Genomic DNA, 23,409 nt, shown 5'->3' with positions numbered 1-23,409 from the left:
TTTAAGATTAACCTAAAACAATCCAAGGCGTGGAAATATCTTTTTTGCCAAACATAATAAATGAGATAATCATGGCACTTGAGAACAACAGATTAATGAAGAAAATTAACAATATCGATGCTCTAAGCCATTTAATTGATCAAGGTGGTATAATCTTACCCCTTCAAATATTCAAAGACTTAGAGCATCGTTTTAACGTCATGAAATGATAATTTTAATGAGGTAAAGAACAGAAAGTTGATATTCATTCATATTAGACGATTTCAATTCAAATAATGACGTTATATAAGATTAGAACACATCTTGTAATAGAGGGGCGTTATGGAATCGACGAATACATGGAGGATATAGGTATTTATGAGGGTCAAAAAGGTACAAAAACATAGGTGATTAGGGACTAGTATCGACGGTCAACCGATGATGAGAATATGTCATCAAGTTTCTACAATTCCACTACTCCCTTTTCAATTCTTATCGAACCACATGCAGGACATTTATCGAAGTATTGGTAAGCCCTAATATCTTTGGTTACAGAATTTAATGCCAATACCTGTCCGTAATTACCTACTAACGTCCCTAATGATTTAATTCCCTTAACTTTAGTGGCTTTTAATGTATCATTTACTTCCTTTTGTCCATAGCACCAGAAATGGTTACATACCTGACAATTGCACTCAACTTCCAATTTCACTTCTTTACTTAGAAGTTTATTTGCCTTTTTATTTGAAAATAATGATACTATTTGCTTTTCATTTCCCATAAGTATTTTTTGTAGTTGTTGTTTTTCATCAGTTTCAATTGCTTGTTGAATCCGATTATGAGCAGATAATAAAGCTGAAATAACAGATATTATTGAAGAGAAAAATTTCGCGGTAAATTTAACCGTATTTAACATAATCTTTCTAATGAACTCTTTTAGCCATAAGGCATTCAAATATTTGTGATAGTCCCTTTGGGAGATAATTCCGTTGTATCGTAAAATAAAAAATATGTAACTTATTAAAATAAATAAATATAACGGACTGTATCTACTTGGAATTGTAAGGGCGAAAATGAAACCTGCGAAACAAATAGTAACGCCTATCACCCACTTCTTTGCTTTTCCATTCTTTGTAATTGCCGAAACAATTGACAAAGTTAGACAGGCTAAAAAACCGACTATAGAACTTAAGACTAATAGAACTTCAATTATGGTCAATAGGTTTCTCATTTTCTCTAACAACTCCTTTATTCTCATAAGAGTGTTCATGACAAGAAACACCTTTTCTATGGACATATATTGCCAATTCAATGCTAAACCCCCAGAAACCTTTGGTAAATATAGTAAATTGTAATTTTTAGGTTCTTAACCCACTGTTTAGAGGGTACGTTTTCAATATTCATATCACATGGTACACCATTTGATACAATTTGCACATCTTCAGTCATTAAATTAAATACCAAAAAAGTTGTTTCATTCTCATTTGATTGAACAACTTTTTTTGGTATTTAGATCATATAGCAATATAAATATCGACCATATTCTTCAATGGATTAATTCTTTTTTCTCTATGAAACTAATTTCCGAATGTGTCTACTTTGTTCTTATTGAGGTCACGGATTTCACAATTATAAGTTCATCTATCCTTCCTATATAATAGATTGCACAAAAATGCTACGTGATTTCTATAAAATAATCACAATAATTATAAAAAACACAAACTTATTATACAGGCTATTTCTCGAGTTCTAACTTTAACTTCTCAATTACCTTTTCTATTTCAGGCAATCTATCATTCAAAAAAACCTGACTCACCCATCGAGCTGTAACGGATCCATTTCTACGAACTGCGTTTTCGATATTGCCCATTGCATAAAACCAATTAACCACCCATCTAAATTCGTCTTTCGTCAGGTTTTTAACAAAAATTAAATGCATATTCCAATCATGGTCATAAATAACGAAGTCTGATTCTATCCTTACTTCAGGTTCTAAATTACCACATGCACTAAACATTTCATAAGTAAAAACGAGCTGTGTATATAACATTTTTTGGTGATTGCTACGTTCTTCATTTTCTGATGACTCTTGTTTTTTAAGAGTAATTCTAACTCCTAAAAATGTAAACAGTCCACCGATGATTCCACCAAATATCGCTCCATAATAACAGGCAAAAAAACCAATCCAATCATTGTCTGAAGCTACTTGAATAGGAACCTTCATTACCAATAATCCGTTTGTGAAGATGGGGAATATAATCATAATAATTATTCCGATAATAATTAGCCAAAAGTATTTTTTCATAATCTTCTCCTTCTTAAACATTAGCTCAAAACGGTTAGAATCATCCGTTAAGAACTCATTTTCTATCAGCTTTATCAGCAATAACCAATTCGACAGAATTCCAAAATTACCTCTGTCTTAAAAACGAATCTTTTGAACGGTTCTCTTCGCTTTATTTAAAATCGATTAACCTTTTTGTCCATCGTACTCTCAAGCGGTTTATAGCTCATTCAATCGGACGTTAGAGAGTGCCATCTACTGCTTAGTTAGCGTTCAAATTAACGCACGATTTAACGAATTAAAGTAATTACGCAATGACCGAACAAAGAACGACCTAAGTTAGCGACCTAGTAGAAACAGAAGAAGGAGAGCGTTAAGCTCTCCCCATCCTTTATTTTGAAAGGGCATCATAACGACTGATTCCTAAGTTCTCTGTTCTTGCAAAGGGTTCTTTATGAAAGAAATGCCTTCACAATGTCATTATAGACGCTGTGAAGGCATTATTTTTGGATCTGCAGATAAGCGATGACACTTGGTCTTGATTAAGGCTCTATTATACTATTAATAATAAAAAGAATCGTTTTCAGACGCACACAGAGTACGTTTTAAGGCGTTCAATCTTAACGGGCGAGTTATCTTCTTTAATCTATGTTAATGCCATTTAGTGGACTAAATTTTTGATATTGCTTTCTCACACTCTCATTATCTAATTGCAAGTAAACCTTTGTTACCTCTAAGGATGAATGACCCATAATACGACTTAAAGAATAGAGATCACCACCATTAAGCAAATAGTATTGAGCGAAGTTTGCTCTAATCCTGTGAGGAAACAACTCAATGTTATTTTTTTGACCAATTCTACGTAAGGCAGTTTCATAAGTCCCTGGAAGCATGATGTTCCCCCTATTGGAAGGAAATAGCAACTCATTCGAGAAATACCTATCCTTATATTGAATCCATCGTTGCAATTCTTTTCTCATCTTTGTGGAAAAGAAAATAAGTCGTTCTTTTTTGTTTTTAGTGTATCTCAGTATGATTGCTTTATTGGATAAGTCCACATCTTTCACTTCTATGTTTAAGCACTCTGTAATTCTGCAACCTGTATCAAATATTAATACCGTCATAAGATAGTTTCGGTATCCATCAAATTTACTTTTATCGAAGGAATTTAGAATAGATTTAATTTCGCTTTCACTAAGAAGTGGTTTCAATCGTTCGGATCCTTTGAGCAATTTAATTTTATCAACTGGATTTTTGGTTATTTCATCTTCATCTGATAGCCAATTAAAGAACACCTTGATATTTCTAACATAATTATTAATAGTATTAGAACTGATAGGTTTTCCATAATCAGTACGTGCATGGAGGTTGTTTTTAGCCGTATCATCTACCCGTACACTATTATACTTTCCTCGCTCTTGTACAAATTTGACATACTGTCGGATATGACCCTTAGTAACATCATCGACCTTTAGGATATCAAATTCTTTTCTCATGTAGTCTGAAAATAATTTTAGTGTCTGTTCGTATGCCATTATAGTCTTTCTAGAAAGATTTTTACTGGAACAATAAAGCATAAATTCTTCTATACTCATATCAAATTGGGATAATTTCACAACAAAAACACCTCCAAGTTTTCCAACATAGAGATGTTTGCAGACAGAAAGTTTATAACAATGAAAATAACTAGTTTATCGCTATAAGATGGTTATTTATAACGATTTAAATTAGTTTATTGCAATGCTTTCCGTTTTTAAAACCCTGTATCCCTTGGTACAACTACATTCTTAATACATCATTGACATGCGTAGTTTATCAGCCACCATAGCCACAAATTCAGAATTTGTAGGCTTACCACGATCGACATTAATCGTATAACCAAAAAAACGATTCATGAACTCCACGTTGCCACGATCCCAAGCCAATTCAATAGCATGACGTATTGCACGTTCAACACGACTTGGAGTAGTTTGGTATTTAACAGCAATCATAGGATAAAGTTCTTTGGTTACTGCTCCGAGGAGTGATACATTCAGCACCACGCTGACAATTGCGTCCCTCAAATATTGATACCCTTTAACATGTGCCGGCACTCCCATTTGATGGATCATTCGAGTGACCTCAACTTCAAGATTTTTAGTTGTTGGCGGCAAGATTCCATTAGAGATTGGGTCTGATGTATTTGACATATTCAAAGCGCTCTGCATAGTTTGCGCATTCTGCTCGTTCTGAGCGTTGTGCATAGTCTGTACGTTCTGCGGGCTTTGCATCGTTTTTCCGTTACTCATACCATTTCCAAGTGGCAACATATTTGATGTATCCGAAAAATGGTCTTGCAATTGGCGTATTCGTTTACCTAACGTATCCAAATCGAAGGGTTTTAAGATGTAATAATTAGCTCCCAGGTTTACAGCCCGTTGTGTCATTGATTCCTGTCCGAACGCGGTTAAAATAATAATCTTAGGTCTATGAGCTACGTCTTGGAGCTTTTCAAGTACACCCAAACCATCAAGATGGGGCATAATAATATCCAAGAGCACAACATGAGGTTCTTCCCGAGAAATTAATTCCAGAGCCTCATTTCCATGATATGCCACCCCTACAAGGTTCATATCTTCTTGTCGTTCAATAAATTCCTTAACTATCTCGACAAATTCCCGGTTGTCATCTGCCAATAAGACTCGTATAGGCCTTTGCATTTCCCAGGATCCTCCTCATTACAGACATTCAGAAATTATATTTTCGACAATTGTTCTTAATTATCCTTCTTTTATAGAATATAAAAACTAGTTTATATAAAAAATTAGTAATTTCAAATAAACTTTTTAATGTAGTGGTTAATTTCATCTCAACATTAAGAAAGAGCAGCCCCTTTTCATAGGCTGCTCTCATTCCTTGATTATTTTTTAATGTTTAAGCTGCTTGTCTTTTTTCGAAATGATTGGCGTCATTAATCATATTTTGGATGAATACACCGTATCCACGCTGACTGTCATTTACAAAAACATGGGTGACAGCACCTATAATTTTCCCATCTTGAATAATAGGACTTCCGCTCATTCCTTGGATGATTCCACCCGTAGCTTCTAATAGTCTAGGATCAGTCACCCGCACAATCATATTTTTACTGTCTGTACGATTATGCATGATTCGATCGATATTAATATCAAACTCCTCTATCTTTTCACCTTGAATCACGGTATAAATCTTTGCAGGACCGACTTTTACATCTGCTTCCCAACCAACGGGAATTGCCTCTTTAAAGTAAGGATTTGTGATTTGTCCGCTCATTGTACCAAAGATACCAGTCAGGGTATTTTTTTCAATGGTTCCATTAAACATTGAATTCGAGACAAAAGATCCGATTTTTTCTCCAGGATGCCCACGTTTACCCTTTTCAATAGCATAGATCGTGGAAGCCATGACTTTTCCATTTGATACTTCAATCTTCTGGTTTGTATCCGCATCAGTGATCACGTGTCCAAGCGCGCCATACTGCTTAGAAACTGGATCTAAAAAAGAAAGAGTTCCGACGCCTGCTGCCTCATCTCTAACAAATAAGCCCATGCGATATCTACCTGTTTCCACACAAAAAATAGGTTTTATTATTTTTTCTATGATCTGATCCTGATGCTTGAATAGCACATTTGTTTTTCCTTTTTGTTCACCTGCTATATGAACCGCATTGGAAACATCTTGATCTGTTCGTACTTCTTGGTTATCAATTTTCAAGAGAATGTCTCCGACCTCAATTCCAGCTTCCTTAGCAGGAAATGTCTTTTTGCCACTTTTGTCAACAACAGGGGCTTGTCCGACTACCATAACACCCTTGGTTTGCAAAGTAACCCCAATAGACTGTCCTCCCGGTATTAATTTCATGGGAGTCATTACTTCTACCTCACCTGACCTTAGAGGAAAAATTCCAAATAGCTTATAAGCTACTTCTAATTTTTCTGATCCTTTAGATGAAGACATCCCCGATGAAACTGAAACAATTTGATTTATAGGCACTTTTTCTACCGTTATGATTTTAGACCAGATTCCATTAAATTGAGGTTCTTCTTGATTGTCTTGAGCTAAATATTGTTCAGGGAATTCTACCAAACGTTTAAAATCGGGACTCGCACATAGGAAGGTGCAGAACAAGAGACTGATAAAAAAAATCAAAAAGTAACTTTTATTTTTTTTCACTCTCTTATCATCCTCCACTCTGTTCTCCCCATTTTTTCTTCCTTTTTCCTCTTTTTTTAAAGCGTTATTCATTATAAGTTTAAGTGAATTCTGATCTTAAATTAACCAAATCCTTTGTGTTTCATCCTGTAAAAACCGTACCATATTTTCTAAAACATTGTCATATTAGGCAAAAGAAAAAGACTGCATATTTATGTTTTGCAGTCTAAGCCAAGCACAGACAGGAGAAAATCCAATTGAACGAATATGGAAAACTATCGAATTCACAAATTATAACAATTGCCAAGTTTTAAGGTAGGTATTTTCGTTTTAAATTAAACATGACCCAATCTATCTATTGTGCCCAGACCGTTGCCATAGCTCATGGGCGTGTTTACGCGCAATTTCATCTTCTCCGCCTCCCAGCATCCGGGCAAGCTCCTCAATACGGTCAGACTCTGACAACGGATCTACTCGTGTCCGTGTCCTTTCGCCGTTTACTTCTTTTAGTATGCCATAATGAACATCTGCAAATGCGGCCACTTGAGCAGCATGAGTGATACAAAAAACCTGTTTGTTCTGGGCAATTTTCGCCAGCTTTTCACCCACCTTATGGATAGTCCTACCTCCGACTCCACTATCAACTTCATCAAAGACAAACGTTCCAACTGACTCCACTTTGGCCAGTAAACTTTTTAATGCCAACATTAAACGAGACATCTCTCCACCAGATGCAACTTTCGCCAGAGGTTTAGGGGGTTCTCCGAGATTGGCTGAGAAATAAAACTCTACCATCTCAGCACCACCACCCGCTGGCTCTTCGTTCGGTGTAAATCGAACCTCAAACCGACTTCTATCCAAGCCTAAATCCGCAAGTTCTAAGTTAAGACCTTTTTCGATTCGTTCTGCGAAATCGAGACGTTTTTGACTAAGCAACTTCGCAACCATTTCATAGGTTTGACGTGTCATCATCTTTTCTTTATTGATCGTTTCAAATTGCTCCTGCACATGGGTGATCTGATCTAGCTCTTCAAACATTGTCGCACGTTTTTCCAAAACTTCTTCGAGAATCGCACCATATTTCCGGAGTCTATTTAACTGTATAAGCCGAGCCTCGATCTGGTCTAGTCTTCCCGGTTCAAACTCAGAATTATCACGGTATGACCTGACTTGATCCGCCAAATCCTCGGTTGCATAATAGATGGACTCGATTTGCTCGAAACCTTCAAATGCCTCATCTAACCGCGCCAGCTCTTGAAGGGATTTACGCGTTTGACCCAAAAGGTCAAACGCCGCTAGTTTGCCCGCTGACCCCTCATAAAGGGCAACATAGGCATCAGAAACCAAACTAGTAATTCGTTCCGCATTACTTAAGCGTTTCTTCTCTTGAGTAAGTTCTTCTTCTTCACCTGGAAGCGGATTAACCTGATCGATTTCCTCGATTTGATACCGCAGAATTTCCTCGCGTTTTTGGCGTTCCTCTTCTGAAAGGGACAGCTCCCGTTCTTTACGAAGGATCGCATGATAAGCTTTAGAGGCTTTATTCACTAAGGCAACATCGTCCTGAAGCCCCCCCAAAGCATCCAGAAGGTCTCTGTGAGTCTCAGAGCGAAAGAGAGACAGATGTTCTATTTGCCCGTGAATATCCACCAGCCCTACGCAAAGTGAGCGATATAGGGTTAACGGAATCGTACGACCTTGAACACGGCAAATGTTTTTTCCTGAGGAATTCATTTCGCGAGAGAGGAACAATTGACCCTCTTCGACGGGGTAACCAGCCTCTTCAAGCCTTAATAAGTACTCTGGTACAAGGTTTTCAAAAACCCCTTCAATCCTGGCCCGAACCTCCCCGTGCCGGATCAGATCTACGCTAGCTCGTCCACCTAATAGAACCCCTAAAGCATCGATCAGCATTGATTTTCCGGCTCCGGTTTCTCCTGTAAACACCGTCAACCCACGGCCAAAATTCAAACGAACTGCTTCCATCAACCCGAAATTCTCCACGTGCATCTCCGCAAGCATAATTTCAACCTCCTATCCAAGCAAGGTGGTAATCCGTTCTAAGACCGTAGGAACTGCCTCTTTCGGCTTAATAATCAGCAGAATCGTGTCATCTCCAGCTATTGTGCCTATCACCTCTTCCCAATGACTATTATCCATGACTGCCGCTAATGCATGTGCGTTTCCTGGGATCGTTCGAATAACGACAAGACTTTCTGTGTCATTAATCGAAACCACAGTTTCGCGTAGTAATCGTTTAAGACGATCCTGCAAGTTTGTCGGATGGACCTCGCTCGGTACAGCATACCGATATTCGTCATCAGAACTCGGGACTTTAATGAGTCCCATTTCCTTAATATCTCGTGAGACCGTTGCCTGAGTGACATCAAAGCCCGCTATATGCAATCGATCGGCAAGTTCTTCCTGAGTACGGATGGTCTGCTTCGTGATAATTTCTTGTATCTTCATCTGGCGACGGGCTTTCATACACAAGCCTCCAATGTTCTTTCAATCACATTCTATCAAGGAATGCTCTTTTATTCATGCCAACGATCCCTCAACTTTTCTCGAACCACTTGTGGAAAACTTCGGCTGCCAACCCGAATTAGCTGAGCCTTTATGGAAGCCGTCTTAATAACGACAGTATCTCCCGCGCAGATTTTGACACTATGTCGCCCATCAAAGGTCACTAGGCATTGCTCCCCATTAGCTAGAAGGATTTGAATTTCTTCATGATCTGAGACAACCATAGGGCGCGCAGACAGGGAGTGCGCGGCCAACGGCGTTAGTAAAATTGCTTGAACATTCGGGCTAATAATCGGCCCAAATGCCGAAAGCGAATACGCGGTTGAACCAGTCGGGGTCGAGATAATCAAGCCATCGGCTGGATAACTTACCGAGGGTTCCCCAGACAGATTCACTTGAAGTGTTATAACCCCGTCGTTACTCTCTCTGGAAAACACGATATCATTTAAGACCATCTGAGAAAGATCGTCCTTACCGACCCGCTTAATGATCGCATTCAACATCAGACGTTCTTGAATCTTAAATTCTTGCCGCAAAATCTTTTCTAAGGTGCTAAAAATTTCTTCCCGTTCAATTTCGCATAAAAATCCTAAGCGACCAAAGTTAACACCTAAAACAGGAATTCCAAACGATGCACCTTCTCGAGCTGCTTGAAGCAATGTTCCATCGCCACCTAAGGAAATAAGAAACTGTGCTCTGCGCTCAACAATATCTTCCCACTCGGTTAAAACGTCCCACCCACGAGCTTTGAACCAAGGTTCAATTTGGAGAGCTAACGTCTGGGCTTCTGGTTTACTTTTATTGAGCCATAAACCAACGACTCTTTCCATTTGTCACTCCGTCTCTTTCTGAGCACTTTGAACCACACGTTCCAGCTCTAAATTCCAATTCATTTCAGAAACGGTTTGCAATCCCATCCAGGCAAGGTACTCAATATTACCCTCTGGGCCGCGAATCGGTGAATAGTCTAAACCTAGGATGCTGAAGCCGACACTTTCCGCCTGACTTAGGACCGTCTCCAGAACCTGTTTATGAATATTTGCATCTTTGACAACGCCTTTTTTTCCAACATACTCTCGTCCGGCTTCAAATTGGGGCTTGATTAAAGACATTACTTGCCCGTCGTCTTTGAGAATCGTTAGCATTGCTGAAAATATCTTTGTTATGGAGATAAATGCCACATCTGAAACGACCCAATCCACCTTCTCAGGAAGGGAATCTTGATTAAGGTAGCGAGCATTTACCCGCTCCATCGAAACGACCCGAGGGTCTGTCCGAAGTTTCCAATCTAGCTGTCCATACCCTACATCCACAGCATAGACTCGTTTGGCGCCGTTTTGCAAGGCACAATCCGTAAAACCACCTGTCGAAGCTCCAATGTCAGCTACGACCATATCCTTAAATGGGATTTGGAAGACTTTCACTGCTTTGGCTAGTTTCAGTCCTCCGCGCGAAACAAACGGCAGGGTTTCACCTTTAAGTTCGATTAAAGAATCTATCGGCAATTCCGTACCTGGTTTGTCCACGCGCTGTGAACTTACAAAAACGATTCCCGCCATAACCAATGCTTTCGCCTTCTCACGACTAGCTGCCAACCCATTTTTAACCATTAATACATCAATGCGTTCTTTCCCCTTAGCCACAGTATTCCTTCCTTCTGTCCATAAGCTGCTCTTCTTAGGATTGTGCAACGTGACGAATTAATTGTAAGCGTTCCGCTGCTCGCACTATCCCTTTCACCGATAATCCATGGACCTTATGAAGTTGAGGAATCGATCCTTGATCCACAAATCCAGAATACCCCAGACGTTCGAAGGCCACCCCTTCTACTTCCTCTTCATCCAGAAGTTCCAAGATGGCGCTTCCCATCCCCCCCTGTAGAACATGGTCTTCTACCGTAATAAAATGTTTGGTTAAGCGCGCATAATGTAAGAGGAGTTCACGGTCAAGTGGATTAATATAACGCAAATTAATGACCGCAGCCTCCACTCCAAGGTGGCGTAACTCCTGAGCTGCAATAAGACATATATTCGCCATCGGCCCGACCCCAATTATGGTCACATCTTTGCCATCACGTAGGACTTCAGCTTTACCAATTGGAATTTCCTTAAGAGTTTCATCCTGCTTCACGCCCGTCCCGACCGATCTCGGATAACGCAACGCCACAGGCCCGCTATATTGTAACGCTGTGTAGAGCATATGGCGTAATTCATTTTCATCCTTTGGGGCCATGAAGACCAGGTTAGGAATGATCCGAAAGATTGAAACATCAAATACACCATGATGTGTTGGTCCGTCATCTCCGACGACTCCAGCACGGTCAATTGCAATTACCACATTAGCATTTTGCAAACAAACATCGTGTAGCACTTGGTCATAGGCCCGCTGATAAAAGGTAGAATAAATTGCGATTACGGGTTTAAGCCCTCCAAACGCCAACCCAGCTGCAAAGGTTACAGCATGTTGCTCCGCAATTCCGACATCAAAAAAGCGTTCTGGAAATTGACGTGCAAACAGATTAAGGCCTGTCCCACCAGGCATTGCTGCAGTGATCGCAACGATTTTAGAATTTTCCTCGGCGAGAGCACAGAGGGTTTCACCAAAGACAGCCGTGTAAGTGGGTGGGGCCGATTTCTTTATGATCTTGCCAGTTTCCGTATCAAACGGGCCAACCCCATGGAAAATATCCGGATTTTCTTCAGCAGGTTTATACCCTTTTCCTTTGCGTGTCACAACATGTACAAGCACTGGTCCTTTTTTATTTTTAGCTTGGTCTAGAACCTGCTCCATTAAGGCTTGATCGTGTCCATCAATCGGTCCTAAATACGTGAATCCCAATTCCTCAAAGATCAGTCCTGGAACCAGCAGATATTTCAAACTATCCTTGGCTTTTGCCACCACCTTAGCAACTCTTGATCCAATGCCCGGAATGCGTTTTAACAGGTCTTCAATATCTTCTTTTCGCTTATCATAGAGTGGGTCTGTCCTTAATCGATTTAGATACGAAGACATTGCCCCAACATTAGGAGAAATAGACATTTCATTATCATTCAGAACCACAATCATATTAGTTTCAGTATGTCCAGCATGATTTAAAGCTTCAAAAGCCATGCCACCCGTCATTGCTCCATCCCCGATCACCGCCACAACATGGTGGCTCTCTCGAAGCACATCCCGTGCTTTGGCAAAGCCAACGGCAGCGGATATGGAGGTACTAGAATGACCTGTTTCGAAGCAATCGTGCTCGCTCTCCGCCCGTTTAGGAAAGCCAGACAGTCCATGATATTGACGAATAGTGTTAAAGCTCTCCACTCGACCGGTTAAAAGCTTATGTACATAAGTCTGATGACCAACATCCCAGATAATTTTATCTTGAGGACTGTCAAATGTCCGGTGTAACGCCAAGGTAAGCTCGACAACTCCAAGGTTCGGCGCTAAATGCCCCCCATTTTTGGAGACCACGTCAATCATTTCTTGCCGTATCTCTTGCGCCAATATCTTTAGTTTGGGCAAGTCTAACGAGCGCAAGTCCTTTGGTTCATGAATTTTTTCGAGTAGTCCCATTCTTCTTGCCCCCTCGCTTTTTTGGTCCAGTAAGATTCCAACCCGCAATCTGCTCGACAGTAGCAAGGACAATTCCGACCCAGGCAATAACTTCATTGGCCTCCTGTATTGCCAGAGATTTTCCCACAGCTTTGCCTGTTACGGTTATGGACGCCACCAAGGCCAAGATTAGAGTCGTTAGCCAAATTTCTTTCGCACCCAACGTCGGGTATAAACGGATAATATCTATAACAATGGCAGCGGCCAACATTCCACTTAATGTGCCCGTAATATCTCCTACGACATCGTTCGCCATATTCGCCACCAAGTCTGCATGTCGCACAAGATATACAGCTTGACGTGCACCCTTAATTCGGTTCGCTGCCTTTGCATGATGAGGTGCCTCATTCGCTGCGGTAGCCGCAATCCCAATAACGTCAAAAATAACATGAACTCCTATCACCGCTAAGAGAAACAATGCTGCCAACCATAATGATGACGTATGGCGCATTAAGAGTTCAGAACCTATCCCAACTATGGCTGCAATGACAAAACTCCCGATAAAGACGATTACTAGGTGCTTCCAGCTTTTACGTTTGCGCACTGCCAATAGAATCATTACCCTCCCCAACTAGATCCTTTAGATCAGCAAACCCACAATAATTCCCACGATCACACCCCCAAAGACTTCAAACGGAGTGTGACCAATCAGTTCCTTTAGCCGCTCTTGGGCGAGGTCAGGTCCCTGATATAAACGTTCAACTAACTGATTTAGGACCTCTGCCTGTTTTCCCGCAGCACGTCGCACGCCAGCCGCATCATACATCACAACCATACCATAAACGGCAGATACAGCGAATATGGGAGAATCCCAGCCATAGTATTTCCCGATACCTAAAGCCAAAGCACTTACTGTTGAAGAGTGAGAACTTGGAAACCCACCTGCACTGAAAAGAAGCTGAAAATCTAGTTTTCTTAACAAGACTAGATTAACGACGACCTTTAACAGTTGGGCTATCAACCAAGCGGTCACAGCTGACACAAGAATTGCATTATAAAAGATTCCCGGGATAATCGGCATCATAACGACCTCTTTCAATGCTGGCGTTGTTCAATGTAGTATGCTAGCTCATTTAGAAAGATTGCGCCTTTATCAAACGACTTCAAAGAAGATAGTGCTTTTGAAATTTGGGCTTGCAACTGACGTTTTGCGCCTTCCAGCCCGAGTAAAGAAACGTAGGTCGCCTTACCTTGACGGAGGTCGCTCCCAGCAGGTTTCCCGAGGGTTTCACTGTCTCCAACAACATCCAAAATGTCATCCTTTATTTGAAAAGCTAATCCTAACGCTTGGGCATAATCTGTCAATGCTCCGACTTGCTGCTTAGTACCGCCCGCTAGGATACCACCAAGCCGAGCAGAAACCGTTAGTAATGCCCCCGTTTTAGCCTTATGAATTTCTTCAATTTCACTTAGCTTTAGAATCTTTCCTTCTCCTGCCAGATCGGCAACTTGACCTCCAACCATGCCCGCTTTTCCGGCGGCCACTGCAACCTCACGAATAATAAGAAGCTGCCGGTCAGGCTGACCGAGTTCAGAATCAGCCAATAGTTCAAAGGCATAAGTTAATAACGCATCTCCCGCTAAAATTGCATGGGCTTCCCCAAAAACTTTATGATTAGATAATCTTCCCCTTCGATAGTCGTCGTTATCCATAGCCGGTAAATCATCATGGATTAATGAGTAGGTATGAATGAGTTCAATTGCCACAGCCGCCGGCAAAATTGCTTTTGGATTTCCGCCTACTGCTTCTGCCGAGGCCAGTGCCAAAACAGGTCGAATACGCTTTCCTCCCCCAATCAGGGAATAAGACATGCTCTGATTTAAGATGTCCTGGTCCCACGGCAATTGTGCAAGGGTCTCTTCGATCATGGTTAGATAGCGTTGAAAGGTCTCCTTAAACACGTTATACGTTCACCCTTCCACTTCAAAACTTGCAAGTTCGATCTGCAACTGTCCGTCTGGGCCTTCAAGAAGAATCTCCATCTGTTTTTCAGCTTGATCTAACACGTTAGAACAGTATTGTACAAGACCTACCCCCTCCTTGAATAAGCTTAATGCTTTTTCCAACGGAAGGTCCTTTTGTTCAAGAGTCTTGACGATCGTTTCCAAATTCTGAAGCCCTGTTTCCAGAGATTTTGGTTCTTGGTCCTCATTCCTATCTATCGTAGTCGGTGATTCTTCAAGTATCATAGATCAAATCCCCTTTTCTAACACTTGGCAGCGTAAACTTCCTTCTCCTAAACGAATCCGGATTTTTTCCTGGAGCTCCACCTTTTGAGCGGACAGAAGAAGATTTCCCCCCTCATCGTAGGCTAACGAGTATCCTCGCCCCAAAATAGCCAAAGGGCTCAGCAAATGCAGCCTAGCAGCCAATAATTCAAGTATACCATTTTTATCGATTACAAATCTAGTCATACCCTCTTGCAGGCGCATTTGTAGAGTATCTATGCGTTGACGATTTTGATCGATTCGCCAATAAGGATCTCTGAGTGGGCCCTTGTTGGCGAGCCGCTCAAGGTTCTGACGGTTACGCTCGATGAGCATTCCCATAGCACCCTGGAGCCGAATGCTTAGTTGGGTCACTTGATACTGTAAATCCTGTAGGATTGGTACAGCCAATTCAGCCGCCGCTGAAGGTGTTGGCGCACGCAGATCCGCAACATAGTCTGAAATAGTGACATCTGTTTCATGCCCCACGGCTGATATAATCGGAATAGCGGATGCTGCAATAGCACGGGCGACTACTTCAGTATTAAAAGCCCATAACTCTTCCAAAGATCCCCCTCCACGCCCTACAATGATCACGTCGACAGCTCCATAACGGTTAAGGCGAGCGATCGCCTGTGCAACTTCTCTTGGTGCCGCTTCTCCCTGGACTGCCGCTGGCGCCAAGAGCCAGGACATTCTTGGATGCCGACGCCCCATAATGTTAAGAATATCCCGAATCGCAGCTCCAGTCGGACTAGTTACAATCCCGATTCGCAGTGGAAAGCGTGGAATCTCTTTCTTGCGTATCGGATCAAATAACCCTTCTCCAGCAAGTTTCTTTTTAAGTTGCTCATATGCCAAATAAAGTTGGCCCAATCCACTCGGTTCCATTTCTTCAGCATAGAATTGAATCGTTCCCTCTCGCTCGTACATACGGATATTTCCCCGAATTACAACCTTTAATCCATCTGTAGGGACAAAACGAACGCGTTCCGACCGACTCTTAAACATTACCCCTTTAAGACTGGACGACTCGTCTTTCAGAGTAAAATACCAGTGTCCGGAAGCACGATGGTTCTTAAAGTTCGAAAGTTCACCACTGATCCAGCAATTTTGTAAGTCTATCCGCTCCTGCAGGACTTGACCAATTTGCCCTACAAGCTCGGATACCATCCAAATCTTCGGCACAAGCTTCACCTCAGAGCCTATTATAACATAATAGAAAACTTCTAGTACCAAGCCTTAGAAAGCTAGAGTGGGTTCAAAAGCCCACGCCATTCAGACAAATTCAACATTTGATACTTGATACTCAATACCTTTTCGTTCGTAGCTTTCATTTGATTTATACGCCCAAAAAGATTGACCTTCCGGCAAAAAAAGCAAGAGGTAAGGAATTATTCCCTAACCTCTTGCTTTTTATCTCTTAAGTTACAGTTTCTAAGGCAAGCTTCGAACCTCACGCATCCACTCCGAACCTCGCATTCTTACATTCGACTTTGGACAACCGCAACCGTCTCAGCACAAATAACAGCCGCTTGTTCAAATAGTCTTACTCGTTCTGCCTTGACCCGCTCCTGATACCCTTCATCTTTGATCTGAGGTAGGTTAATGTCCACGCTGAGCATCGCAGATTTCAGCGCGCTCTCCGCTAAATAAGCAGCAACGCCAACATCACTAATCGCCCCTTTGTTACCGATCGGAGCTAACTTCTGCGCCAATTGCAAAACCTTAAAACAGTTTTGGGAAATTCCCAGTGGAGTATCCGTAGCTGAAACTAACACCTCTTGCATTTTTCCAGCACGCACGGTTTTTTCCTCATCAGTGTTTTTTGGTAGTTTTAAAACATCCATAAAATTGGAGAATTCGGCAATATCTTGACTTAATCCAGTTTTCAACATACCTAAAACCGTTTCTGCCTCAGACAAGATCTCCTTCACTTGAGGTTCGACCTCTTTATACTTTTCCTTTCCGACTGTGAGGTTAGCAACCATGCAAGTCATTGACGCAGCTAATGCTCCAACATAAGCAGAAACACTTCCCCCTCCCGGTGTCGGGGAGGAACTTGCAGATACCGTCAGAAATTCTTCCGTCGTCCATTGCCAAATCTTATTCATATCCATTAACGCGCCCCTCCTTGCAGAACGATTCCCTTAAGAACGTTGCGCATAATCAAAGCAGTGGTCAGAGAACCGACTCCTCCCGGTACTGGAGAAATCAACTCGGCCACTTCTTGGACGGCTTGGAAATCCACATCCCCGCAAATTCCCTCTGGGGTCTCGTTGATTCCCGCATCGACAACAATCGCTCCCGTCTTGACCATTTCCTTTTTGATTAACTTAGCGCGACCCACCGCTGCAATCAAAATATCCGCCTGACGGGTAAATGCCCCTAAGTCGGGTGTTTTAGAGTGACAAATAGTTACGGTCGCATTATGCTTTAGAATAAGGAAAACAAGGGGCTTGCCAACGGTTTCTCCACGTCCAACAATGACGACATGTTTTCCTGCAATGGCAACACCGGAACGCAGAAGCAGCTCAATACAGCTTTGCGGAGTGGCTGGAAAGAGCCCTTCCTCGCCGCTTAAAATATACCCTCGATTAATGGGATGAACTCCGTCGACATCTTTATCAGGTCGTACTGCCGCCATGACCTTTTCTTTCTGAATTCCCTTAGGAAGTGGGAGTTCGATCATAATACCATGGACTTCCTGATCATTGTTTAGGCTTTCAATCCGTGCAAGAATGTCGGCTTCTGGTGTAGCTGCGGGCATCGTAAAAAGTTCAAAGGCCATGCCTATACCCTCGCAGACTTTCTGCTTTGACCGTGCATAAACCACCGAGGCCGGATCATCCCCTGCTAGAATTACCGCAAGTTTAGGCTGCACGCCTTTTTCTTTCCACTGTGCAATTTCCTCACGAATTTCTTCCTTAAGAATTTTCGATACCGCTTTACCATCCAATAATTGAGCCAATCTACACACTCCTTTCAGAAATTACCATAATTCTTTGTTTTTCTTGCTAATCTGCACCAAAATTCAGACTTATTTGATTCTTAAGAACTCCCACGTCTATGAGTGGGAGTTCTTAAAAATTACATATGAGATGAGCCGTTCTGAGGATTCGGTTCAGCTTCTACTGTGCTAGTTTACTTTGCTTTAAGATATTGATCGATACCTGCAGCAGCCTTTTTACCAGCACCCATGGCCAAGATAACAGTTGCGGCACCCGTAACAATGTCTCCACCTGCAAAAACACCCGGTTTAGAAGTCATTAACGTTTCTGCATCTGCAACAATGTTACCTCGTTTGTTTAACTCCAAGCCAGGAGTGGATGTCGTTACCAAGGGGTTCGGGCCCTGTCCAATCGCCACGACTACTGTATCCATCGGAATATCAAATTCTGATCCTGGAATCGCAACAGGTGCACGTCGACCAGAAGCATCCGGTTCTCCGAGTTCATAACGCAAGCAAGTTAGACTTTTTACCCATCCACGCTCATCACCTTCGATGGAAACGGGATTGGTTAACAGACGGAATTGAATTCCTTCTTCTTCCGCATGCTCAAGTTCTTCTTTCCGTGCAGGCATCTCATCGCGTGAACGACGATAGATAACGTAAACATTTTCTGCACCCAAACGAAAAGCCGTACGCGCCGAGTCCATCGCAACGTTACCAGCACCGAGTACAGCAACGTTTTTCCCTACTTTTACTGGAGTCGCATAGTCCGGGAATTTATAACCCTTCATTAAATTGGTACGGGTCAAAAACTCATTCGCAGAATAGACCCCATTCAGATTCTCGCCCGGGATATCCATAAAGTAAGGAAGCCCTGCGCCTGTACCAATGAACACTGCGTCATATCCGTTTTCCATGAGTTCATCGACTGACGTAATTTTACCAACAACTTGATTGGTAAGGATCTCAACGCCCATTTCTTTGAGGTTTGCAATTTCAGTCTGAACAATCTCCTTCGGCAGACGGAACTGAGGTATACCATACATCAGAACGCCCCCTGCAACGTGGAGCGCTTCAAAAACGGTAACAGCGTGCCCGGCCTTCGCTAAATCTCCTGCGCACGCCAACCCTGATGGCCCCGCTCCAATGATTGCAACACGTTTTCCGCTAGACTCTGGTTTTTCAAACTTTGATTTTTCCGCTTTCATGCCAAAGTCGGCAGCAAAGCGTTCAAGACGACCAATAGCCACAGGTTCTCCCTTAATCCCCACAATACATTTGCTTTCACATTGAGATTCTTGGGGGCAAACTCGACCACAAACAGCTGGCAGAGAATTCTTAATTTTCAGAACTTTGGCGGCTTCCTGAAAATCCCCTTCTGCAATCTGTTTGATGAAATCTGGAATGAGAACTGACACAGGGCATCCCGTAATGCATTTAGGGTTTTTACATTGTAAACAACGCTTTGCTTCTTCAATGGCCGTTTCTTTTGAATAGCCTAGTGCGACTTCTTCGAAGTTATGCGCTCTAACCTGAGCGTCCTGGCAAGGCATTTCATGACGAGGGATTTTTACTTTTTTTGTGCTTTCAACCTTCTCAGTCATTAATGATGCCCTCCTTCATGGTTACACTCTAGCCGTGCCTTAGCCCGGTTTTCTTCATCTTTATAAAAAGCAAGACGCTTCATAGCTAAATCAAAATCAACTAAATGCCCATCAAACTCTGGTCCATCTACACAAGCAAACTTAGTTTCATTGCCCACACTGATTCGGCAAGCGCCACACATTCCTGTCCCGTCAACCATAATTGGATTCATGCTGACGATCGTTTTGAGACCCAAAGGACGGGTATAATCCACTACTGCCTTCATCATAACCATAGGGCCAATCGCCCAAATTGCCTCAACCTTATGACCTTGTTCCAAGACTTTTGCTAACCCGTCTGTCACAAACCCTTTTACGCCTGCACTGCCATCGTTTGTGGCAATAACAATTTCATCACTCACAGCGCGCATCTCTTCTTCCAAAATCAGAAGGTCTGCACTTCTTGAACCCAAGACGGAAATCACATGATTCCCCGCTTCTTTTAAAGCCCGTGCGATCGGATGAATAGGAGCAATACCTAACCCCCCTCCGATGAGAACAACAGTACCGTGATTTTCAATTTCAGACGCAACACCCAACGGTCCCACAAAGTCTTGGAATTCATCCCCTTCATTCATGCCCGTGATGATGGCCGAAGAATATCCTACATCTTGCACAACAATCGTGACGGTGCCCTTTTTCCGATCGAAGTCCATGACAGTAAGCGGAATACGTTCACCAAGCTCGTCCACTCGAACAATAACAAATTGGCCTGCTTCTACTTTCGCAGCCACTGCCGGTGCTTCGACTTCAAGCAAGGCAATAGCCGATGCTAACAGTCTCTTCTTAACGACGCGGTACATTTGACTCCTCCTCAATGTCTAGAAAATTTTTCTCACATTTTATGCTTATTCTAGATCTTTACTCGATTTTCCTTCAAGGCTACATGTTGAAATCAAATAAAAGTAATTACTCAGCCCCTTTGCGCTCTGTTTTCGTGATACCTTCCACGACTCTATCAAGAATTCCATTAACGAACTTTGCCGATTCCTCTCCGCCAAAACGTTTCGCCAGCTCAATTGCTTCATTAAGACTTACTCGACCTGGAATATCAGGACAAAATAGTATCTCGTACGTAGCTAAACGCATCACATTCCGATCCACATTCGCCATACGGCCAATGCTCCATTCCTGGGCAAGGGAAGCAATCTTCTGATCTATTTCCCGTTGGTGAGTAATAGTTCCTTCGACCAATTCCTGGGCAAAGGGAATACTTGCCTCGGGGACGTCAAATTCTACGGCCCAACGTTGAACTGCCTCCGCAATAATCAACGGTTCTTTCGTTAGGTCCTTTTGAAAAAGCACTTGTAATGCTGTTTCACGGGCTAATCTTCGACTCAAGGAAATTCCTCCTAGTACTTGTTAAAGTTTCTTTCCAACCAAGTTAAAATATCTTTATGGTCATCTTGGCGCTTTCCTAAGACAAATCCCAGAATAGCAAACAAGGCTAATACTAGCGTACGCCAAAAGCCCAAAGTCACCATCAATAAACCCAATAAAACCCCTATAAATGTTCCAATGAGTTTGCCTGTATGATTATCCATGGCCCAAACCAAAAATTTCGAAATCTTTTCTCCAATTTGTGTGAGCCCATTCATCGAACGCGCCCTGTACTACGGGCCTTATCCAGCCGACGCACCAGCACTCTCACCTCTGTCACCGTAATTCCCGTGTAAAGTTCGACATCCTGTTTAACCTTCTTTTGGAGATCCGCGGAGGTTTGGGGAATGAGAACACCCTGCTCTAATTGGCAAGAGACCGTAATCTGAAGGCCAGATTCGCACTCTCTAAGACTCGATTGAATCTGTAGAACACCCTTCAACTCTGTTGCACTTCGGGCAATGATCTCCTGCAAAGCATCCATTGAAATGAGAACATCTCCCCCATTCGAGGACGTTCGAATGGCACGGTCTGTACCTTCGCGCGGTCTCACAAACAAAAGTAAACCCAACGCGAGCAAAAGTGCTGCCACCATAGTACTTTCCCAAGGGTTTGCTTTTAGCCACTCAAGCCCTTGAGCGAGCAGAACATACGGAAGTCCCCACCCTGTGGCCATGGCTAATATCCAAAGGGCTCCCGCAATCAGAAGGAGTCCTAAAGCATAGGCTAACATTTATCGTCCCCTCTTTCAGAAGCCCCCCCTGGTATTTCCAGGGGGGGCCCACTCTACTTCAGACGGAAGTCTTCTTCTTTGGTTTCAGGAATTGGTTTGAAATTTACTCCCTGTACATGAACATTTGCTTCCACTACCCTAAGCCCTGTCATGCTTTCAATAGCATCCTTCACCGACCCCTGCACGTTTAAGGCGACCTCGGGAATCGCCACGCCATACTCCACGACAATAAAGAGGTCAACGGCAACCTCATGTTCGCCGACTTCTACTTTTACCCCTTTGGATAGGTTTTTATTTCTACCTAATATGTGTGCAAGATCTCCTACAAGACCTCCACTCATGCCAACTACACCCTCTACTTCAGAAGCAGCTAACCCCGCAATGATTTCCACAACTTCATCAGCAATTCGGATCGAACCGAGGGAATTATCCATTTCCAAGCTTTCCATGCGTCACCTCCCACTGAGTCGATGTTTGAGATCGTGGTTCGATTACCACACCTCAAAACCATCTACTATAACGTTGCTATTATAACAAATCAAGGGAGTTCTGGCAAAGACATTATACTAACGGGTCTATTCTTCATAAATTCTCCGTTGAATAAAATTCGTATACACTTCCCCACGACGGTAGAAGGCATTGTCCAGCACCTTCAACTGAAATGGGATTGTAGTATGGATCCCTTCAATGACAAATTCCTCAAGTGCTCGCTTCATCCGTTGAATAGCTTCTTGTCTTGTGGCACCCCAGACAATCAACTTTCCAACCATTGAGTCATAATAAGGTGAAACTGTATACCCCTGGTACGCTGCACTGTCAACTCGTACTCCTGGACCGCCTGGAACATGATAGATTTTGATCAGTCCTGGTGAGGGCATAAAATTTTTATCTGGGTTTTCCGCGTTGATTCTACATTCAATTGCCCAGCCTCTAATTTGAATATCCTCTTGGGTATATCCCAGTGGTTCCCCTGCAGCGATACGAATTTGCTCCTTAATTAAGTCCAGCCCCGTCACCAACTCAGTGACCGGATGCTCAACCTGTATCCGTGTATTCATTTCTATAAAATAAAAATTACCGTGCCGATCTAATAAAAATTCGATCGTCCCAGCATTCGAATAGTTCACTGACTTAGCCGCCTTGACTGCCACTGCACCCATTTTTGCTCGTAACTCCGGGGTTATAGCACTCGAGGGAGATTCCTCTAAAAGTTTTTGGTGACGACGTTGCAGTGAACAATCTCGTTCACCTAGATGTACCACCTGACCATATTTATCACCTAGAATCTGAAACTCTATGTGTCTAGGTTCTTCGACGTATTTCTCTAAGTAGACCTCTGCATTGCCAAAGGAAGCCTGAGCTTCGCTTTGTGCTGCTTGAATCGATTTACTCAATTCTTTGGAATTTTGGGCAACTCGCATTCCTTTGCCCCCGCCACCTGCTGATGCTTTAATTAATACGGGATAACCAATATCGTCCGCAACCTTGGCGGCCGTTTCTTCATCTTTGATAACATCCTTCGAACCAGGGACTACAGGAACACCACTCTCAATCATGGTTTTACGTGCTTTGGCTTTGTCCCCCATGTTCTCAATAGCTTCAGGAGACGGACCGATAAAAGTGATGCCGCACGATTCACAGATTTCTGCGAATCGTGCATTTTCAGCTAAAAAACCGTAACCGGGATGAATCGCGTCGACACCCGTTAATTCCGCCGCACTAATGATATTAGGGATATTAAGATAGCTTTTGGCACTTGACACTGGACCAATACATACCGCTTCGTCCGCAGCCTTAACGTGCAAAGCTTCTCTATCTCCCTCTGAAAAAACAGCGACTGTCTCTATATCAAGTTCACGACATGCTCGAATGATGCGTAAGGCTATTTCTCCTCGATTTGCGACCAGAATTTTTTTAAACATGCCATTTC

The 23,409-nt window shown here is 42.6% G+C and carries 24 protein-coding genes; all 24 read right to left on the bottom strand.

All coding sequences use genetic code 11. The annotated features are described in order from the left end of the window. Positions 1-442: 442 nt before the first annotated feature. The 24 genes from E4K68_RS00655 to accC all read right to left on the bottom strand — a co-directional run bounded on the left by E4K68_RS00655 (position 443) and on the right by accC (position 23,401). Positions 443-1,291: a hypothetical protein gene (locus E4K68_RS00655; protein ID WP_135376828.1), complete on the bottom strand. Its 849-nt coding sequence runs from the start codon at positions 1,289-1,291 to the stop codon at positions 443-445. 423 nt (positions 1,292-1,714) lie between these two features. Continuing rightward, positions 1,715-2,284, bottom strand: a complete 570-nt coding sequence (locus E4K68_RS00650) for a hypothetical protein (RefSeq protein WP_135376827.1) — start codon at positions 2,282-2,284, stop codon at positions 1,715-1,717. A 620-nt stretch (positions 2,285-2,904) separates the two neighbouring features. After that, positions 2,905-3,858 carry a tyrosine-type recombinase/integrase gene (locus E4K68_RS00645; protein WP_243450197.1) on the bottom strand — a complete coding sequence of 318 codons (954 nt, stop codon included), beginning with the start codon at positions 3,856-3,858 and terminating at the stop codon, positions 2,905-2,907. Positions 3,859-4,050: 192 nt separating this feature from the next. Continuing rightward, positions 4,051-4,962 (bottom strand): sporulation transcription factor Spo0A, encoded by a 912-nt coding sequence (spo0A, locus tag E4K68_RS00640; protein ID WP_135376825.1) that lies wholly within the window; start codon positions 4,960-4,962, stop codon positions 4,051-4,053. A gap of 214 nt (positions 4,963-5,176) precedes the next feature. After that, positions 5,177-6,472: a SpoIVB peptidase gene (gene spoIVB / locus E4K68_RS00635; RefSeq protein WP_243450230.1), complete on the bottom strand. Its 1,296-nt coding sequence runs from the start codon at positions 6,470-6,472 to the stop codon at positions 5,177-5,179. A 312-nt stretch (positions 6,473-6,784) separates the two neighbouring features. Next, positions 6,785-8,455 (bottom strand): DNA repair protein RecN, encoded by a 1,671-nt coding sequence (recN, locus tag E4K68_RS00630; protein WP_135376823.1) that lies wholly within the window; start codon positions 8,453-8,455, stop codon positions 6,785-6,787. A gap of 12 nt (positions 8,456-8,467) precedes the next feature. After that, entirely contained in the window at positions 8,468-8,920 is a 453-nt protein-coding gene (gene argR / locus E4K68_RS00625; RefSeq protein WP_135376822.1) for an arginine repressor, read from the bottom strand. A gap of 50 nt (positions 8,921-8,970) precedes the next feature. Beyond that, on the bottom strand, positions 8,971-9,789 hold the full coding sequence (locus tag E4K68_RS00620; protein WP_135376821.1) for an NAD(+)/NADH kinase: 819 nt from the start codon (positions 9,787-9,789) through the stop codon (positions 8,971-8,973). Positions 9,790-9,792: 3 nt separating this feature from the next. Beyond that, entirely contained in the window at positions 9,793-10,602 is an 810-nt protein-coding gene (locus tag E4K68_RS00615) for a TlyA family RNA methyltransferase (protein WP_135376820.1), read from the bottom strand. A 34-nt stretch (positions 10,603-10,636) separates the two neighbouring features. Beyond that, on the bottom strand, positions 10,637-12,523 hold the full coding sequence (gene dxs / locus E4K68_RS00610) for a 1-deoxy-D-xylulose-5-phosphate synthase (RefSeq protein ID WP_135376819.1): 1,887 nt from the start codon (positions 12,521-12,523) through the stop codon (positions 10,637-10,639). Further along, entirely contained in the window at positions 12,498-13,121 is a 624-nt protein-coding gene (locus E4K68_RS00605; protein ID WP_135376818.1) for a hypothetical protein, read from the bottom strand. The genes dxs and E4K68_RS00605 overlap by 26 nt, the downstream gene beginning before the upstream one ends. A 21-nt stretch (positions 13,122-13,142) precedes the next feature. Next, the gene (locus tag E4K68_RS00600; protein ID WP_135377220.1) at positions 13,143-13,583 is read right to left on the bottom strand and encodes a divergent PAP2 family protein; all 441 of its coding nucleotides are present in this window, start codon (positions 13,581-13,583) and stop codon (positions 13,143-13,145) included. 14 nt (positions 13,584-13,597) lie between these two features. Beyond that, positions 13,598-14,464, bottom strand: coding sequence for a polyprenyl synthetase family protein (locus E4K68_RS00595; RefSeq protein ID WP_199241656.1), 867 nt, complete (start codon positions 14,462-14,464; stop codon positions 13,598-13,600). A 9-nt stretch (positions 14,465-14,473) separates the two neighbouring features. Continuing rightward, positions 14,474-14,752: an exodeoxyribonuclease VII small subunit gene (gene xseB / locus E4K68_RS00590; protein WP_135376817.1), complete on the bottom strand. Its 279-nt coding sequence runs from the start codon at positions 14,750-14,752 to the stop codon at positions 14,474-14,476. Between the two features lie 3 nt (positions 14,753-14,755). After that, a complete protein-coding gene (gene xseA, locus E4K68_RS00585; RefSeq protein WP_135376816.1) occupies positions 14,756-15,958 on the bottom strand; it encodes an exodeoxyribonuclease VII large subunit in 1,203 nt (400 codons plus the stop codon). 296 nt (positions 15,959-16,254) lie between these two features. Further along, positions 16,255-16,890: a cyclodeaminase/cyclohydrolase family protein gene (locus tag E4K68_RS00580; RefSeq protein ID WP_135376815.1), complete on the bottom strand. Its 636-nt coding sequence runs from the start codon at positions 16,888-16,890 to the stop codon at positions 16,255-16,257. Next, the gene (locus E4K68_RS00575) at positions 16,890-17,741 is read right to left on the bottom strand and encodes a bifunctional 5,10-methylenetetrahydrofolate dehydrogenase/5,10-methenyltetrahydrofolate cyclohydrolase (RefSeq protein ID WP_135376814.1); all 852 of its coding nucleotides are present in this window, start codon (positions 17,739-17,741) and stop codon (positions 16,890-16,892) included. Before E4K68_RS00575 ends, E4K68_RS00580 begins: the two co-directional genes overlap by 1 nt. A gap of 173 nt (positions 17,742-17,914) precedes the next feature. Further along, on the bottom strand, positions 17,915-19,327 hold the full coding sequence (gltA, locus tag E4K68_RS00570; RefSeq protein ID WP_135376813.1) for an NADPH-dependent glutamate synthase: 1,413 nt from the start codon (positions 19,325-19,327) through the stop codon (positions 17,915-17,917). Continuing rightward, entirely contained in the window at positions 19,327-20,169 is an 843-nt protein-coding gene (locus E4K68_RS00565; protein WP_135376812.1) for a sulfide/dihydroorotate dehydrogenase-like FAD/NAD-binding protein, read from the bottom strand. Before E4K68_RS00565 ends, gltA begins: the two co-directional genes overlap by 1 nt. Before the next feature lie 106 nt (positions 20,170-20,275). Next, complete coding sequence (gene nusB, locus E4K68_RS00560; protein WP_135376811.1) at positions 20,276-20,707, bottom strand: transcription antitermination factor NusB; 432 nt, start codon at positions 20,705-20,707, stop codon at positions 20,276-20,278. 11 nt (positions 20,708-20,718) lie between these two features. Next, positions 20,719-20,964, bottom strand: coding sequence for a DUF2273 domain-containing protein (locus tag E4K68_RS00555; RefSeq protein ID WP_135376810.1), 246 nt, complete (start codon positions 20,962-20,964; stop codon positions 20,719-20,721). Further along, the gene (gene amaP / locus E4K68_RS00550; protein WP_135376809.1) at positions 20,961-21,479 is read right to left on the bottom strand and encodes an alkaline shock response membrane anchor protein AmaP; all 519 of its coding nucleotides are present in this window, start codon (positions 21,477-21,479) and stop codon (positions 20,961-20,963) included. Before amaP ends, E4K68_RS00555 begins: the two co-directional genes overlap by 4 nt. Before the next feature lie 53 nt (positions 21,480-21,532). Continuing rightward, positions 21,533-21,928, bottom strand: coding sequence for an Asp23/Gls24 family envelope stress response protein (locus E4K68_RS00545; protein WP_135376808.1), 396 nt, complete (start codon positions 21,926-21,928; stop codon positions 21,533-21,535). A 126-nt stretch (positions 21,929-22,054) separates the two neighbouring features. Further along, entirely contained in the window at positions 22,055-23,401 is a 1,347-nt protein-coding gene (accC, locus tag E4K68_RS00540; RefSeq protein WP_135376807.1) for an acetyl-CoA carboxylase biotin carboxylase subunit, read from the bottom strand. Between the last annotated feature and the right edge of the window lie 8 nt (positions 23,402-23,409).

It is taken from the genome of Desulfosporosinus sp. Sb-LF (assembly GCF_004766055.1).
Taxonomy (GTDB): domain Bacteria; phylum Bacillota; class Desulfitobacteriia; order Desulfitobacteriales; family Desulfitobacteriaceae; genus Desulfosporosinus.
Note: the sequence above shows the minus strand (reverse complement) of the source record. Positions and strands in the feature narration are given on the sequence as shown.